Below are 15,793 nucleotides of genomic sequence, written 5' to 3' on the forward strand. Positions count from 1 at the left end.
CTGCCCGCATCGAGCCCCGCCGCAACGTGCCGGCATGCTGAAATGACGGGTTGGTCGACTGAGGGGAACCGCTGCAGGCAGCGGGCTTCCAAACACGCATGGCTCTGCACCGCCTTCTGCTGCCGCTGGCCCTGGCCATGCCCGCCAGCGTCTTCGCCTTTCTGAGCGGCTCGCCGTCCGTCGTCAAGACCGACCAGGTGCGCGCCGAACTGGTGGCCCATGCCCCGGAGGGCGTGGAGGCCGGCAAGCCGGTCTGGCTCGGGCTGAAGATCACCCACGAGCCGCACTGGCACACCTACTGGAAGAACCCCGGCGATTCCGGGCTGGCGACGACCCTGCAGTGGACGCTGCCGCCGGGCGTGGAAGCGGGCGAGATCGCCTGGCCCACGCCGCGCAAGCTGCCCGTCGGGCCGCTGGTGAACTACGGCTACGAAGACACGCTGCTGCTGCCAGTGCGGGTCACCGTGCCCGGCGGCTTCGATGCGCCGGCGCTCGACGTGCGGCTGCATGCCGAGTGGCTGGTGTGCAAGGAGGTCTGCATTCCGCAGTCCGGCGACTTCACGCTGGCGCTGCCAACGCGGGCGGCCACCGCGGGCAACGCGGCCGACTTCGACGCCGCCTGGCGCTCGGCCCCCCGCAGCAGCGCTGCGGCCAACGCCAGCGCATCGTTGACCGACACCGCCCTCCAGCTGCGCGTCGCCGGCCTGCCGCCGCAGTGGCACGGCAAGACGCTCGACTTCTTCCCGGAGACCGCCGGCGTGGTCGACAACGCGGCGCGTGTCGGCGGCCAGTGGCGCGACGGCGTGTGGCAGGCCGCGGTCCCGCTCTCGGCACAACGCAGCGAGAGCCCGCCGCGCATGGCAGCCGTGCTCGTCGCGAAGGGCGAGGCGGCCGGGCTGGCCGTGGCGTTCGATGTGCCAGGCCCCTGGCCCGACCCCGCGCTCGCGGCCGCCGCGACGCCCGTGGCAGACGCCGAGGCGCCGAGCCAGCCGCCGCCAGCTGATGCCGGTCCGCCGATCGGGTTGGCAGCCGCCCTGCTGCTGGCCCTGGCGGGCGGGCTGCTGCTGAACCTGATGCCATGCGTATTCCCCGTGCTCTCGCTCAAGGTGCTCGGCTTCGCCACCCACGCGCACGACACGCGGGCCCGTGTGGGCGGCGGACTCGCCTACACCGCCGGGGTCGTGCTCTCGTTCCTCGCGCTGGCGGGCCTGTTGCTGGGCCTGCGCGCGGGCGGCGAGCAGCTGGGCTGGGGCTTCCAGTTGCAGTCCCCGCCGGTGGTCGCCGGCCTCGCGGTGCTGTTCACGCTGATCGGGCTCAACCTGGCCGGCCTGTTCGAGTTCGGCTCGCTGCTGCCCAGCAGCGTCGCCAGCCTGCGGGCGCGGCATCCGCTGGTCGATTCGCTGCTGACGGGCGTGCTGGCCGTGGCGGTCGCATCGCCCTGCACCGCCCCGTTCATGGGCGCATCGCTCGGACTGGCCGTCACGCTGCCGGCATGGCAGGCGCTGGCCGTGTTCGCCGCGCTCGGGCTGGGCATGGCCCTGCCCTACCTGGCCGCCAGCCTGTGGCCCGCCGTGGCCCGCGCGATGCCGCGGCCGGGGGTATGGATGCTGCGCTTCAAGGTGCTGATGGCGTTCCCGATGTTCGCCACGGTGATCTGGCTTGTCTGGGTGCTGGGTCAGCAGGCGGGCATCGATGCCGTCGCCGCGCTGCTGGGCCTGTTGCTGGCGCTCGCGTTTGCCGCCTGGGCCTTCGGCAGCCCCGGCTTCGGGCCCCGGGCACGCGCGGGCTTCGGCACGCTGGGCGCCCTGCTGCTCGGTGCCGCGGTGGTGTGGGCGGTGCCCGCACTGCGCGAGCCGCCGGCGGCCTCCGCTTCGGCGGCGCGGGCGGACGAAGCCGGTGCCTGGGAGCCCTGGAGCGCTGCCCGCGTGGCGGCGCTCACGGCGGAGGGCCGGCCGGTGTTCGTCGACTTCACCGCCGCCTGGTGCGTGACCTGCCAGTTCAACAAGCGCGGCGCGCTGGCCGATGCCGGGCTGCTGGCCGACCTGCGCACGCGCAACGTCGCATTGCTGCGCGCGGACTGGACGCGCCGCGATGCCGCCATCGGCGCCGAGCTGACCCGCCTGGGCCGCAGCGGAGTGCCGGTGTATGCGCTGTATGCCCCCGGCACGCCCTCGACGCCCCGCCTGCTGCCGGAGATCCTGAGCACCCGCGTGGTCCGCGAGGCGCTCGGCCAGCTCCCGCCCGCCCCCTGAGCCCATCCCCTCGCCCACCCAGGAGTAGCGCATGAAGACCCCGACCTTCCGCAGCCCCTTTCTTCCTTGGCCGGACCGCCGCCGCAGGGCGTGGCGCGGGCTGTGCGCAGCGACGCTGGCCGCATGGGGCGGCGCCGCGCTGGCCGCGGCTTCGGTCGGCATGCCCGCCCCGCCCTTCACGGCGGTCGACACGCAGGGCAAGGCCGTCTCGCTCGCGGACTTCAAGGGCCAGCACGTGGTGCTCGAGTGGGTGAACCCCGGCTGCCCGTTCGTGCAGAAGCACTACGACGGCGCCAACCTGCCGGGCACGCAGAAGGCGGCGAAGGCGCAGGGGGTCGTCTGGCTGGCGATCAGCTCCACGTCGCGGGACGCGGGCGACTACAAACCGCCGGCCGAACTGCAGCGCTGGATGCAGTCCAAGCAGGCGGCCGTGACGGCCACGCTGATGGACGACGACGGCAAGGTCGGCCGCGCCTACGGCGCCCGCACCACGCCGCACCTGTACGTCATCGACCCGAAGGGGCAGCTCGTCTACGCCGGCGCGATCGACAGCAGGCCCACGGCCAACCCGGCCGACATCGCCAGCGCCACCAACTACGTGAAGCAGGCGCTGGGCGAATCGCTCGCAGGCAAGCCGGTCAGCCAGCCCCGCACGCAGGCCTACGGCTGCTCGGTGAAGTACGGCAGCACCGGCTGAGCGCCGCGGGCGCGCTCAAGCCTGCGCGAAGTTGACCGGCAGCCCCGGCACGTCGACGCGCAGCGTCAGCACCTGGCCGGCCCAGGGCTGGCGCGCCAGCTCGTCGGCAGGCCGCCCGTCCCGCGCGGTGGTGACGTAGAGCGTCTTCAGGTCGGGCCCGCCGAAGCACGGCATCGTCGGGCACTGCACCGGCAGCCGCACTTCATGCAGGAGCTCGCCGCGCGGCGACAGCCGCAGCACCCGCGCACCCTCGAACATCGCCACCCAGTAGCACCCTTCGGTGTCGACCGCGGCGCCGTCGGGCCGGCCGCCGTAGCCGTCCAGGCCGGCGCCGGGCTGCTTGGCCGGGAACTCCGCCCACACGCGGCGGCCCGACAGCGTGCCCTCGACCGGATCGAAGTCGAAGGCGTGGATGGTGTGGGCCTTCGTATCGCTCCAGTACGCCGTGCGGCCGTCGGGGCTCCAGGCCAGGCCGTTGCCGACCGTGACCCCTTCGGCCTCCCGGGTGAGCTCGCCATCGGCCCAGCGGTACAGCGCCGCCGCGGGCCGGTCGCGCGGCTCGTAGATCGTGCCAATCCACAGGCGGCCCTGGGGGTCGGCCTTGCCGTCGTTGAAGCGCTCGACCGCCGGGTCGTACGGCGCCTTGGCGCAGACACGGCGCTTGCCGCTCACCGGATCGAAGCGCACCAGCCCGCTGCGCAGCGCCAGCAGCAGCTCGCCGCCGAGCAGCGGGGCACAGCAGGCGATGTCGGTGTCGAACGACCAGGTGTCGTGCCGGCCGCTCGCGGGGTCGTAGCGGTTGAGCCGGTGGCCGTGGATGTCGCACCAGTAGAGGCAACGCTCGGTCGGATGCCACATCGGCGATTCGCCGAGCAGCGACGGTGCCACGGGCACGATGCCGATGTTCCCGTCCGCCATCACGCGCGCTCCACCGACAGCGTCATGGAAGCCTCCAGGGTGTCGCCGGCGGCCAGCGCGACCAGGCCGTGCGCGAGCGGATCGGCCATGTGGATGGCATCGCTGACGTGGCTCACCGGCTCGACGCAGTAGTAGTCCTTGGCCTGGGGCGTGAACACGACCAGGTACCCCATCGACGAGGTGAGCTTCAGCGACAGCTTCTCATCGCGGATGTGCGCCGCGCCCGTCCAGCCCTGGAAGCAGTTGTCGAACGCGAGCTGCCGCACCTCGGCGTCGATGACCGGCTGCGGCACGGCCTGCGTCGGCAGCTGCGTGGCAGGGTCGGCATCCCAGCGCTGGGCCACCTCGATGTGCAGGCGGCTGTGCTCGCGCTTCGGGAAATAGGGATGCCAGCCGAGGCCGACCGGCTGCGACTGGCCGGCCGTGTTCTTGAATGCAAAGCGCAGCTCGAGCGCGGCGGGTGTCAGCACGAAGGTCTGGGTGACCTCGAAGGCAAAGGGCCAGTGCGCGTCCGGCGCGTGCACGTAGCGGATCACCGCCTGGTCGGCGCTGCTCGACACCACCTCCCAGGCGCGCAGCCAGCCCACGCCGTGGACCGAATGCGGGTTGTCGTCGAAGTTGGGCTGGGTGGTGTGGTCCTGGCCCGCCCAGTGGAAGCGGCGGAAACCGAGGCGGTTCGAATACGGCACCAGCGGGTAGCAACCCGAGGGGCGCGAGGCCTTCAGGTCGGCCGCTTCGGAACTGCGCAGCACGGCCAGGTCGCCGAGCCAGAAGCCGGCGATGCAGCCGCCCAGGTCGGGCCGCAGCGCCAGGCGCAGATCGCCGGAGTGCAGCTCGAGGGCGACGGGAGAGGATGTGGCGGTCATGGCATCCCAAGGAGGCTGTTCGGATCCGCGCATGCGGGCATGCGCACCGCGGGCGAGCCATCCTAACGCCGTGCCGACACCGCTAGCCCAGGTCCGCCTTCAGGTAGTGCGCCCCCGGCAGCGGGTTGTAGTAGTACGGCGGGATCTCCTCGAAGCCCAGCGAGCCGTACAGGTCCCGGGCGACTTCCATGTCGTCCAGCGTGTCGAGCAGCATGCTGGAGTAGCCGGCCTGCAGGGCGCGGTCCATCAGCGCCTGCGCCAGCAACCGGCCCAGTCCGAAGCGCCGGAAGGCACGGCGCACGTACAGCCGCTTCATCTCGCAGGCATTGGGATAGTCGGCATCTGGCATCGGCCTGAAGGCGCCGCAACCCGCCAGCTCTTCGTCCACGAAGACCAGCAGCAACGCGCCCTGCGGCGGCGCATACACGCCGGGCAGCGTGGCCAGCTCTTCGTCGAAGTTCTGGAAATCCAGGTCGACGCCCAAGCCTTCGGCGTACTCGCGGAAGATGCGGCCGGTCGCGTCGAGCAGCGCGGGCGTGCAGGGCTCGACCACCTCGATCCGCGGCGCTTCGCTCATCCCTCAGCCTCCCAGCGACGCCACCCACACGGCCGCGCCGATGCAGGCCGCCAGCAGCACCGCAGCCAGCCCCCACGTGCCGGCATGGTCGGCGGAGGGTGGCGTCCCGGCCGGCAGCCGCTTGTCGCCGGACAGCATCGGCCCGAGCAGGTCGCGGCGGCGCGCCAGCCGGTAGAAGGCGATGGCCAGCACGTGCAGCACCACCAGCGAGATGACGATCCATTGGCCGTAGCCGGCATGCCAGCCGGTGGCGGCGGCCGCGGTGTCGCCGGAGACGAAGCGGTACAGCGGGCCCTGGTTGGCGATCTCGTCGTCGGCGACCAGCCCGGTGCCGACCTGCGCCGCCAGCACCGCCAGCAGCGCGAACACCGACAAGGCCCCCAGCGGGCTGTGGCCCACGTCGAAGCGCCCCTGCGGGCCGGCCTCGCCCCGCAGGTAGGCGCGCACGCTGCCCGGGCCGTAGAGGAAGCTCGAGAAGCGCGACCAGCGGCCCCCGACCAGGCCCCACAGCACGCGGAACGCCAGCAGCGCCAGCACCAGGTAGCCCAGGCGGAAGTGCCAGGCCATCGCGTTGCCGCCGACCTTGGCGGTCACGACGAGCGCGACCACCGCCACCGCCAGCGCCCAATGGAAGGCACGGGTCGGCACGTCCCACACCCTGATGCGTTGCAGCGGCCCACCGTTCATCCGAGGCTCTCCGTCCAGACACAGGCCGACAAGATAACCGCTTGCCGGCCGCCGCTCCAGCCGAGAGATCAAGTGCCGCCGGCGGACTCGGCCATGGAACAAGTGCCATTCGCGGTCCGTACACTCGTTCAGCCCTGCACCGCAGGGCCGTCTCGTCCCAACGCCATCGCTCAGGAGAGTTGAATGAAGAAAACGACCCCGTTTGTCCTGGCCGCACTGCTCGCGGCCGCGGCACTGCCTGCCGCAGCCCAGTTCCAGAAGGCGGAAGACGCCATCGAGTACCGCCAGGGTGCGCTGTTCATGCTGGGCCAGCACTTCGGACGGATCGGCGCGATGGCCAATGGCCGCGCACCGTTCGATGCCAAGGCCGCCACGGACAACGCGGAGGTCGTCGCCTCGCTGTCCAAGCTGCCCTGGGCCGCCTTCGGCGAGGGCACCGAGAAGGGCCACAACACCAAGGCCAAGCCCGAGGTCTGGAAGGAGCAGGACAAGTTCAAGGCCGCCGCGACGAAGATGCAGGAAGAGGTCGCCAAGCTCAACACCGCTGCCCGGACCGGCAGCCTCGACCAGCTGAAGGCCGCGTTCGGCAGCACTGCGCAGAGCTGCAAGGCCTGCCACGACGACTTCCGCGCGAAGTAGCACGGCCAGCCGCGAAGCGAGCGGCGGCGCGGGTCATCGGGTCGGTGCGGACGCGCGCCGCGGACCACTTGGGTACAGTCCGGCGCCAAACAGACTGGAGACCCGCATGCTGCACCGCCGCTCCTTCATGGCCGCCGCCTCGCTGATCGCCCTGCCCGCGTATGTGCGTGCGCAGGCCCTCGAAAAGCCCAAGCTCACGCTGGCCGTGGGTGGCAAGAACCTCCTGTACTACCTGCCGCTGACGGTGGCCGAGCAGCTCGGCTACTTCAAGGACGAGGGGCTGGAGGTCTCGATCGTCGATTTCGCCGGCGGCTCGCAGGCCCTGCGTGCCGTGGTGGGCGGCAGCGCCGACGTGGTCTCGGGTGCGTTCGAGCACACCATCAACATGCAGACAAAGGGCCAGCGCCTGCGCGCCTTCGTGCTGCAGGGCCGCGCGCCGCAGATCGTGCTGGGCGTGAACCCGAAGACCATGCCCAACTTCAAGACGGTCGCAGACCTGAAGGGCAAGAAGATCGGCGTCACCGCGCCGGGCAGCTCGACCAACGTGATGACGAACTTCGTGCTGGCCAAGGCCGGCCTGAAGCCCAGCGACGTCAGCATCATCGGCGTGGGCGCCACGCAGGGGGCGGTGGCCGCGATGCGCAGCGGCCAGATCGACGCGATCAGCAACCTCGACCCGGTGATCACGCTGCTGCAGCGCTCGGGCGACCTGAAGATCGTCTCCGACACCCGCATCGTCGCGGAAGCCGACCGTGTCTTCGGCGGCCCGATGCCCGCGGCCTGCCTGTATGCGCCGCAGCCGTTCATCGACAAGCATCCCAACACCACGCAGGCGCTGGCGAACGCGATCGTGCGCGCCGACAAGTGGATCCAGGCCGCTGGCGGCGGCGACATCATCAAGGTGGTGCCCGACGCCTTCCTGCTCGGCGACCGCGCGGTCTACATCGATGCCTTCGTGGCCGCCAAGGGGGCGTTGTCGCCGGACGGCCTGGTGCCCGACAGGGGCGCCGAGACCGCGCTGCGCGCGCTGGCCAGCATCGACCCGGAGATCGCCAAGGCCAAGGTCGACCTGGCCGCGGTCTACACGAACGACTTCGCCCGCAAGGCCAACACGAAGTATCCGAAGGCATGAGCGCGCCGGGCCCCGTGAGTGCCGCCGCGCTGGAGCTGGCGGGCGTCGCCTGCACCTTCGTCAGCAAGGACGACGCATCGCAGCGCTACACCGCGGTGCGCGACGTCTCGCTCACCGTGGGGGCCGGCGAGTTCGTCTCGGTGGTCGGCCCCACCGGCTGCGGCAAGAGCACGCTGCTCAACGTGGCGGCCGGCCTGTTGTCGCCCAGCACCGGCAGCGTGAAGGTGTTCGGCCAGCCGCTGCAGGGCACCAACCGGCGCGCGGGCTACATGTTCCAGGCGGAGAGCCTGATGCCCTGGCGCACCGCGGCGCAGAACGTGATGGCGGGCCTGGAGTTCCGGGGCGCAGCCGATGCGCGGCCGCAGGCGGAAGAATGGCTGCGGCGCGTGGGGCTCGGCGGCTTCGGCGACCGTTATCCGCACCAGCTGTCGGGCGGCATGCGCAAGCGCGTGAGCCTCGCCCAGACGCTGGTGCTCGACCCCGACATCATCCTGATGGACGAGCCCTTCTCCGCGCTCGACGTGCAGACGCGGCAGCTGATGGAGAACGAGGTGCTCGCGCTGTGGGCCGCCAAGCGCAAGGCGGTGCTCTTCATCACGCACGACCTCGACGAGGCCATCGCGATGAGCGACCGCGTCATCGTGCTGTCGGCCGGCCCGGGGTCGCGGCCGATCGGCGAGTTCGTGATCGACCTCGAGCGCCCGCGCGACGTGGCCGAGGTGCGCACCACGCCGCGCTTCGTGGAACTGCACCAGGCCATCTGGAACGTGCTGCGCGACGAGGTGCTCAAGGGCTACGCCCAACAACTGCAGGTGAAGGCGGCGTGATGCTGGCATGGATCAAACCCCGGCCCGGCAACATCCGGCTGTGGCAGGCCGCGGTGCTCGTGGCGACGTTCGCCGTGTGGTACGTGCTCACCCGGCCCGGCCTGGTGCCGCCGTTCCTGTTCGACAACGACCAGCAGGCCGCCTTCTTCTTCGGCGAGCCGCTGAAGGTGCTCAGCCGCATCTGGGACTGGTTCTTCGTCAGCGCCGACATCTACCGGCACCTGGGCATCACGCTGCTGGAGACGGTGCTGGCCTTCGGGCTGGGCACGCTGCTCGGGCTGGGCTGCGGGCTCTGGCTCGCGCTGAGCCCGATGGCCGCCGCCATCCTCGACCCGTACATCAAGGCGCTGAACTCGATGCCGCGGGTGATCCTCGCGCCGATCTTCGCGGTGTGGTTCGGGCTGGGCGTCGCGAGCAAGGTCGCGCTGGGCATCACGCTCGTGTTCTTCATCGTCTTCTTCAACGTGTACCAGGGCGTGAAGGAGGTCAGCCCGGTGGTGCTGGCCAACGCGCGCATGCTGGGCGCCAGCCCGCGCCAGCTGCTGCGCCACGTGTACCTGCCCAGCGCGACGAGCTGGGTGTTCAGCTCGCTGCACACCTCGGTGGGGCTGGCCTTCGTGGGCGCGGTGGTGGGCGAGTACCTTGGCTCGTCGCAGGGGGTCGGCTACCTGATCCTGCAGGCCGAAGGCGCGTTCGACATCAACACCGTGATGGCCGGCATCCTGGTGCTGACGGCGTTCGCGCTGGTGCTCGACGGGCTCGTGGGCCAGATCGAGCGGCGGCTGATGAAGTGGCAGCCGAAGTCCGGCGAGACCGAGAAGCTCTGACGGCTGCACGCACCCGGTGGCCAAGGACTTCTCCCGGCTCGAGGACAGCAACCGGTCGTCCAACCTGAGCATCCACGAGGTCTCCGATCCCGCGCGCAGGCGCTGGCTGCACGGCAGTGCCGGGGCCGCGATGGCCGCGCTGTTCGGAGCTGGGGCCTCGGGCTTGCCAGGTTGCGGCGCCCTCGGCCCGCCACAGCGGCTGGGGCCGGCCGCAGCGCCCCGGCTGGGCTTCGAGGCCGTGCCGCCCTCCCGCGCGGACACCCTCGTCGTCCCGCCGGGTTATGTCGCGACGGTGCTGGCCCCTTGGGGGGACCCGGTCGGCCTGCCGGCCCGCATGCCGGCGTGGCGGCCCGACGCCGGCAACAGCGCCGAGGACCAGGCCGCGCAACTGGGCATGCACCACGACGGCCTGCAGTTCTATCCGCTCGAGGGCTCCTCGCGGCACGGCCTGCTGGTGCTGAACCACGAGTACACCGACGAGGGCCTGCTGCATCCGTTGGGCACGCGGCCGGACAGTCCGCAGGGCGTGCGCAAGTCGCAGGCCGCGCACGGCATCTCCGTGGTGGAGGTCGCGTGGCACGACGGCGCCTGGCAGCTGGTGCGGCCCAGCCGTTTCGCGCGGCGGCTGACGGCCCGGACGCCCTTCGGCCTGGCCGGCCCGGCCGCCGGCCACCGCCTGATGCGCACCGCCGGCGATCCGCAGGGCCGCACCGTGCTGGGCACGCTGAACAACTGCGCCAGCGGCCGCACGCCCTGGGGCACCTACCTGGCGGGCGAGGAGAACTTCGCTTTCTACTTCAGCGGCGGCGACCGCTTGAGCGCCGACCAGAAGCGCTGGGGCATGGCGCGCCAGGGCTTCTATCCCTGGGCGGCGCAGGATGCGCGCTTCGACGCCACGCGCCACCCGCACGAGTTCCATCGCTTCGGCTGGATCGTCGAGGTCGATCCGATGGACCCGGCCAGCATGCCGGTCAAGCGCACGGCCCTGGGCCGGGCGGCCCACGAGGGTGCCTGGGTGGCGGTGACCCGTGACGGCCGGGCGGTGGTGTATTCGGGCGAGGACGCCCGCTTCGAGTACATCTACAAGTTCGTGAGTCGCGACCCCATCGCCCCGGCCGGGCGCGGCCTCACCGCGGCGCAGGCCAACCGCGAGCTGCTGGACCACGGCACGCTGCACGTGGCGCGCTTCGATGCGGATGGCACCGGCCGCTGGCTGCCGCTGGTGCACGGCCAGGGCCCCCTCACCGCCGCCAACGGCTTCGCCGACCAGGGCGAGGTGCTGATCAAGACCCGGCAGGCCAGCGACCTGCTCGGCGCGACCCGGATGGACCGGCCCGAATGGCTGGCGATCGATCCCGCGTCGCGCTGGGTCTATTGCACGCTCACCAACAACACACAACGCGGCCAGCCCGGCCGGCCGGACGTCGATGCGGCCAATCCCCGGGCCGCCAACGCGATGGGGCAGATCATCCGGTGGCAGGAGGACGGCGACTTCGACGGCAGCACGATGCGCTGGAACCACCTGCTGCTCGCGGGCGACCCGGGCAACACGCGGCCCGAGGCGCGGGGCGACGTGCGGGGCGACTTCTTCGGCTGCCCCGACGGCCTGCTGTTCGACGACCGCGGCGTGCTGTGGATCCAGACCGACGCCCATGCCGCGCAGATGAACGAGGGTGAGTTCGCACGCATCGGCAACAACCAGATGCTCGCCTGCGACCTGTCGACGGGCGAAGTACGGCGCTTCCTCACCGGCCCGGTGCACTGCGAAATCACCGGCGCCGCGATGACGCCCGACCAGACCACGCTGTTCATCAACGTGCAGCACCCCGGCGAACCGCCCTCGGACGTGAGCCGGCCGGACGCACCTCAGCAGTATTCGCGCTGGCCCGATCCTGCCGGCGGACGGCCGCGCTCGGCAACGGTGGCGATCCGGCGGCAAGATGGCGGCGTCATCGGAACCTGACCCTTCACCCTCGAACCCGGAGGCCCTCAAGATGCTGCGCACCGACATCACCCTCGACGATCTCCACGCCCGCCAGCGCGGCACGCTGCCCGACCGGTACGGCTTCCGGCTCACCGGCCTGGCCGAAGGGCGGCTGGCGTCCCGCATGCAGATCGAGCCCTGGATGCTCGCGCCCAACGGCTTCCTGCATGCGGCGAGCGTCATCCTGCTGGCGGACACGACGGCGGGCTACGCGACGATCGCGCACCTGCCCGCCGGGGCGCGCAGCTTCACCACGATCGAGCTGAAGAACAACTTCCTCGGCACGGCCCGCGAGGGCACGCTGACCTGCGAGTGCACCGCCGAACACCTGGGCCGCAGTACGCATGTGTGGAGCGCCACGGTGCTCGATCCCGGCCAGCGGCGCATCGCGCTCTTCCGCTGCACGCAGATGATCCTGCAGTGAGCTTCGGACAAAAAAAGGCCCGCCTCTTGCGGGGCGGGCCGTAAGTCCTCAAAAGGACGTCGTTGGGGATTTGATTAAATCACATTCGCCGCGGCGGGAACCGACTATTTAGAATCACTTTTCCCACAATTTGCCAGTGTGAGGAATTTTTCTCGCTTCGCTGCGCCAACGCGGTGCGGCACCACCGTCCCGCGCCAGCGCGACAATCGCGCATGACGTCCAAGCCCCTGACCGACGACGAGTTCGCCGAACTCGACGGCCTGCTCGCCACCCTCCCCGCGCCGCTGGAGCCGCTCGAATGCAGCGCGCTCGACGGCTACCTGGTGGGCGTGCTGCTGCAGCCGCGGCCGGTGCCTGCCGCCCGGTGGCTGGCGCACGTGCACGACGTCGACGGCCGGCCGGCGCCGCCGGGCACCCCGCTGGACCGCCTCCATGCCCTGGTGCTGCGCCGCCACGCCGAACTGAACCAGGCCATCGAGCACCGTCAGTGGTTCGATCCGTGGGTGTTCGAGCTCGACGAGGAGGCGTCGCCCTCGGAGGCGGTGATGCCCTGGGTGGCGGGGTTCGCGACCGCGATGTCGCTGTTCCCCGCGTTGATGGACCTGCCCGGCCCCGAGATGCTCGAGCCCCTGGCCACCCTCTTCGCCCACCTCGACCCCGAGGACCTGGAGGACGCGGAGGAGCTGCTGGCCGAGATCGAGACGCTCGAACCCCCTGCCGACATGACGGAGGCGGTGGACGGACTGGTCCGCAGCGCGCTGCTGCTGGCGGACGTTTCCCGGCCCCGCGCGCCGGCGCGGCCGGCGCCGAGGCCCGGCGCCAGGGGCCGCGGCCCCGCCCGCGGCGCACGCCCGGGCCCGCCGGGCAAACCGCGCCGCTGAATCAGCCCCAGAGCCGGCGGGCGTGCTCGCCGAGCCCCTGCGCCACGCTGGCGAAGCGGTCGCCGCGCACCTGGCGCGCCTGCGGAAACTCCGCGGCGATGCGCTCCGCCAACGGCGTCAGGCCGGTGGAGCCGCCGGTGAAATACAGCACGTCGACATCGGACGGCCTCACACCCGCCTGGCGCGCCGTGGCCGAACTGGCATCGACGATGCGCTGCAGGTCGGCATCGAGGGCCCGCAACGCGGTGGCCTCGTCCAGCACCGCCTGCAGGCCGGCTTCGATGTCGTCCAGGGCGATGGTCGCCGCCGCCCCGCCGGCCACGGTGATCTTGGCCGCCTCGGCATGGGCCGCCAGCGCATGGCCCTGGCGCAAGGTGACGGCGCGCATCAGCCGCTCGTGCTGGCGTGCATCGGCGTAGAAGTCGCGCATGCGGCGCAGCTCGGCCACGCGGCCGGGGGCATAGACGGTGTTGATGAGGTGCCAGGTGGCCAGGTCGAAGTACACCTTGCTGGGCACCTCGCGTCCGCCGGGCCCGGGCCCGCGGTAGCCCAGCAGCGGCAGGATGCTGGCCAGCTCGAGGTGGCGGTCGAAATCGGTGCCGGCGATGTGCACGCCGTGGTTGGCCAGCACGTCGTCGTAGCGTTCGACGCGGTCGCGCCGAGCGGGCCCGACACGCACCAGCGAGAAGTCCGACGTGCCGCCGCCGATGTCGGCCACCATCACCAGGTGTTCGCGTTCGGCGGTCCGCTCGAAGTCGAAGGCCGCGGCGATGGGTTCCAGCTGGAAGCTCACCTCGTCGAAGCCGACGCCGCGTGCGGCACGTTCCAGCGCCGCCTGCGCGGCCCCGTCACGTGCCGGGTCGTCGTCGACGAAGGCCACCGGGCGCCCCAGCACCGCGCGGGTCAGCGGTTCGCCGGCCTGCGCCTCGGCGAGCGATTTCAGATGGCGCAGGTAGTCGCCGATCACGTCCAGGTAGCGCACCGCCTTGCCGCCGCCCACGTCGGTGTGCTGGTCGGCCAGCGTGGAGCCGAGGATGCTCTTCATCGAGCGCATCAGCCGGCCGTCCAGCCCGTCGATGTAGGCGGCCATCGCGGCGCGGCCGTAGCTGCGCTCCGGCTCCGCGGCGTGGGCCTCGTCCACGGCGTAGAAGACGGCGGTCGGCATCGTGCGGTGGCCCGGCTCGACCTCGACGAGGCCCGCGCCCGGCAGCGCGATGGCGGAATTGGATGTGCCGAAGTCGATGGCACAGCCGGCAGATTTCATCGTGCCCCCTTCGAAAAGGGGCGCGATTCTAGTGCGCCCGCGCCGGGCCTCAGGGCCCGCCGGCCACCAGCGACGCCGCCACGGCCCACATCACCAGCGCGACGAGCGCATCGACCGCACGCCAGGTGCCGGGCCGCGCCAGCCGGGGCGCCAGCGCCGCGGCCCCGTAGCCCAGCGACACGAACCACACCACCGAAGCGGCGACGGCCCCTGCCGCAAACGGCCAGCGGGCGCCCAGCGGCTGCTGCGCGGCCACCGCGCCCAGCAGCACCAGCGTGTCGAGGTAGACGTGCGGGTTCAGCCAGGTCAGCGCGGCCGTGGTGCCGAGCGTGGCAGCCAGCGTGCCGGCGGCGCCGCCCGCGTGCAGGCCGCCGTGGCCCGGCGAGAGGGCGCGGCGCGCCGCCTGCCACCCGCACCACAGCAGGAACGCCGCACCCGCCCAGCGCAGGACCGCCATCCAGGCCGGCGACTGCGCCAGCGTGGCCCCTACGCCGAACACGCCCGCCATGATCAACGCCGCATCGGAGGCCGCGCAGAACGCCACTACCGGCCCCACATGCCTGCGCGCCAGGCCCTGCCGCAGCACCAGGGCGTTCTGCGCGCCGATGGCGACGATCAAACCGCCCATCACTCCCAGGCCCAGCAAGAAGGCCACGGTGTCGGGTGCATGGAAAGCGGCGGCGATGGACGGTGGGATCGGCATGGCGGCATCGTGCCGCAATATCGATCTTGATGAACATTGGCTGAAAATACATCGCTGAACATTAGAGGATCTTCATGAGTCCATCGTTCGATGCGGGTGGGCTGGCCTGCCTGGTCGCGCTGGCCGACACCGCCAGCTTCGCCGGGGCCGCTGACCGCCTCGCGTTGACGCCCTCCGCGGTGTCCCAGCGCGTGCGTGCCCTGGAGGCCCAGTGGGGCCAGCCACTGGTCATTCGAACGCGCCCGCTGCAGTTCACCGCCGCAGGCGGCGTGCTGCTGCGCCTGGCCCGGCAGTGGCAGTCGCTGGGCGCCCAGGCAGCACGCGAGCTGGGCGCCGGCGCGGCCAGCGGCGAGCGCGTGCCGATTGGCGTCAACGCCGACAGCCTGGCGACGTGGGTGCTGCCGGCGCTCGACGGCCTGATGCGGGCCGGCCTGCGTGAAGGCCATGGCATCGACCTGGTGGTCGACGACCAGGACTTCACCCTGGAGGCCCTGCGGGAAGGGGCCGTGCTCGGCTGCGTCAGCAGCGTGGGCGAGCCGCTGCGCGGCTGCCGCGTCCAGCGCCTCGGCGTGATGCGCTACGTGGCCGTGGCCAGTCCGGCCTTCGTCGCCGAGATGCTTCCGGAAGGTCTGCGCGCGGCGGATCTGGGCCGCGCGCCCTTCCTGGTGTTCAACCGCAAGGACGGCATGGCCCGCGCCTGGGCAAAGGACGCTTTCGGGTTGCGCAACGTGCGCCTGCGCGAGCGGCATGTGCCGTCGTCCGAGGCCTACGTCGCCGCGGCCGAGCGCGGCTGGGGCATCGGCATCGCGCCGCTGCTGCAGGTCGAGGCCGCGCTCGCGGCCGGGCGGCTTCAGCGCGTGCGGCCCGAAGCCTCGGTGCCCGTGACGCTGCATTGGCACCATTGGCAACTGGGCAGCGAGCCCGAGGCCGATACCCGCAGCGCAACGACGCCGGACACCACGCTGTTGCACCGCATCGGTGACGCCCTGGCGCAACAGGCGGCGCAGGCGCTCGAGCCCTGAGTAACCGTCTTCGAAGTCAAGCGCCGTGAAGCGAGTGGTTCCAAGGTTGGTTGGTGCGAACCATGGCATTGAGCGTGGTCAGCAGCTTGCGCA

16 protein-coding genes are annotated in these 15,793 nt (G+C 71.7%); 10 read left to right on the forward strand and 6 right to left on the reverse strand.

Going from position 1 to position 15,793, the window contains the following annotated elements; all coding sequences use genetic code 11:
* The first annotated feature begins 98 nt into the window (after nucleotides 1-98).
* Together V4F39_RS10035 and V4F39_RS10040 are read left to right on the forward strand one after the other, a co-directional pair.
* A complete protein-coding gene (locus tag V4F39_RS10035) occupies nucleotides 99-2,252 on the forward strand; it encodes a protein-disulfide reductase DsbD family protein (RefSeq protein WP_332289210.1) in 2,154 nt (717 codons plus the stop codon).
* 31 nt (nucleotides 2,253-2,283) lie between these two features.
* Nucleotides 2,284-2,949 carry a thioredoxin family protein gene (locus tag V4F39_RS10040; protein ID WP_332289211.1) on the forward strand — a complete coding sequence of 222 codons (666 nt, stop codon included), beginning with the start codon at nucleotides 2,284-2,286 and terminating at the stop codon, nucleotides 2,947-2,949.
* A 15-nt stretch (nucleotides 2,950-2,964) separates the two neighbouring features.
* Here the strand turns inward: V4F39_RS10040 and V4F39_RS10045 are convergent, their stop codons facing one another.
* The 4 genes from V4F39_RS10045 to V4F39_RS10060 all read right to left on the reverse strand — a co-directional run bounded on the left by V4F39_RS10045 (nucleotide 2,965) and on the right by V4F39_RS10060 (nucleotide 5,997).
* Entirely contained in the window at nucleotides 2,965-3,867 is a 903-nt protein-coding gene (locus V4F39_RS10045; RefSeq protein WP_332289212.1) for an SMP-30/gluconolactonase/LRE family protein, read from the reverse strand.
* Nucleotides 3,867-4,733, reverse strand: a complete 867-nt coding sequence (locus tag V4F39_RS10050; RefSeq protein ID WP_332289213.1) for an aldose 1-epimerase — start codon at nucleotides 4,731-4,733, stop codon at nucleotides 3,867-3,869. The genes V4F39_RS10045 and V4F39_RS10050 overlap by 1 nt, the downstream gene beginning before the upstream one ends.
* An 82-nt stretch (nucleotides 4,734-4,815) precedes the next feature.
* Nucleotides 4,816-5,310 (reverse strand): GNAT family N-acetyltransferase, encoded by a 495-nt coding sequence (locus V4F39_RS10055; RefSeq protein ID WP_332289214.1) that lies wholly within the window; start codon nucleotides 5,308-5,310, stop codon nucleotides 4,816-4,818.
* A 3-nt stretch (nucleotides 5,311-5,313) separates the two neighbouring features.
* On the reverse strand, nucleotides 5,314-5,997 hold the full coding sequence (locus V4F39_RS10060; protein ID WP_332289215.1) for a cytochrome b/b6 domain-containing protein: 684 nt from the start codon (nucleotides 5,995-5,997) through the stop codon (nucleotides 5,314-5,316).
* Nucleotides 5,998-6,180: 183 nt separating this feature from the next.
* Between V4F39_RS10060 and V4F39_RS10065 the strand changes: the two genes are divergently transcribed.
* The 7 genes from V4F39_RS10065 to V4F39_RS10095 all read left to right on the forward strand — a co-directional run bounded on the left by V4F39_RS10065 (nucleotide 6,181) and on the right by V4F39_RS10095 (nucleotide 12,711).
* Nucleotides 6,181-6,636 carry a c-type cytochrome gene (locus V4F39_RS10065; protein ID WP_332289216.1) on the forward strand — a complete coding sequence of 152 codons (456 nt, stop codon included), beginning with the start codon at nucleotides 6,181-6,183 and terminating at the stop codon, nucleotides 6,634-6,636.
* 127 nt (nucleotides 6,637-6,763) lie between these two features.
* Complete coding sequence (locus V4F39_RS10070) at nucleotides 6,764-7,768, forward strand: ABC transporter substrate-binding protein (RefSeq protein ID WP_332289228.1); 1,005 nt, start codon at nucleotides 6,764-6,766, stop codon at nucleotides 7,766-7,768.
* 14 nt (nucleotides 7,769-7,782) lie between these two features.
* A complete protein-coding gene (locus V4F39_RS10075) occupies nucleotides 7,783-8,595 on the forward strand; it encodes an ABC transporter ATP-binding protein (protein ID WP_332289230.1) in 813 nt (270 codons plus the stop codon).
* A complete protein-coding gene (locus tag V4F39_RS10080) occupies nucleotides 8,595-9,422 on the forward strand; it encodes an ABC transporter permease (RefSeq protein WP_332289217.1) in 828 nt (275 codons plus the stop codon). Before V4F39_RS10075 ends, V4F39_RS10080 begins: the two co-directional genes overlap by 1 nt.
* Nucleotides 9,423-9,438: 16 nt before the next feature.
* A complete protein-coding gene (locus V4F39_RS10085) occupies nucleotides 9,439-11,385 on the forward strand; it encodes a PhoX family protein (protein ID WP_332289218.1) in 1,947 nt (648 codons plus the stop codon).
* Between the two features lie 31 nt (nucleotides 11,386-11,416).
* Entirely contained in the window at nucleotides 11,417-11,830 is a 414-nt protein-coding gene (locus tag V4F39_RS10090; protein ID WP_332289219.1) for a PaaI family thioesterase, read from the forward strand.
* A 212-nt stretch (nucleotides 11,831-12,042) separates the two neighbouring features.
* Nucleotides 12,043-12,711, forward strand: a complete 669-nt coding sequence (locus V4F39_RS10095) for a YecA/YgfB family protein (RefSeq protein WP_332289220.1) — start codon at nucleotides 12,043-12,045, stop codon at nucleotides 12,709-12,711.
* 1 nt (nucleotide 12,712) lies between these two features.
* Here the strand turns inward: V4F39_RS10095 and V4F39_RS10100 are convergent, their stop codons facing one another.
* Both V4F39_RS10100 and V4F39_RS10105 read right to left on the reverse strand, forming a co-directional pair.
* A complete protein-coding gene (locus V4F39_RS10100) occupies nucleotides 12,713-13,975 on the reverse strand; it encodes an Hsp70 family protein (RefSeq protein ID WP_332289221.1) in 1,263 nt (420 codons plus the stop codon).
* Nucleotides 13,976-14,024: 49 nt separating this feature from the next.
* Nucleotides 14,025-14,678, reverse strand: a complete 654-nt coding sequence (locus V4F39_RS10105) for a LysE/ArgO family amino acid transporter (protein WP_332289222.1) — start codon at nucleotides 14,676-14,678, stop codon at nucleotides 14,025-14,027.
* A gap of 74 nt (nucleotides 14,679-14,752) precedes the next feature.
* Here V4F39_RS10105 and V4F39_RS10110 point away from each other — a divergent pair, with 74 nt between their 5' ends.
* Complete coding sequence (locus V4F39_RS10110) at nucleotides 14,753-15,700, forward strand: LysR family transcriptional regulator ArgP (protein WP_332289223.1); 948 nt, start codon at nucleotides 14,753-14,755, stop codon at nucleotides 15,698-15,700.
* Nucleotides 15,701-15,793: the final 93 nt, after the last annotated feature.

Source organism: Aquincola agrisoli (assembly GCF_036621135.1).
GTDB lineage: Bacteria > Pseudomonadota > Gammaproteobacteria > Burkholderiales > Burkholderiaceae_C > Aquincola > Aquincola agrisoli.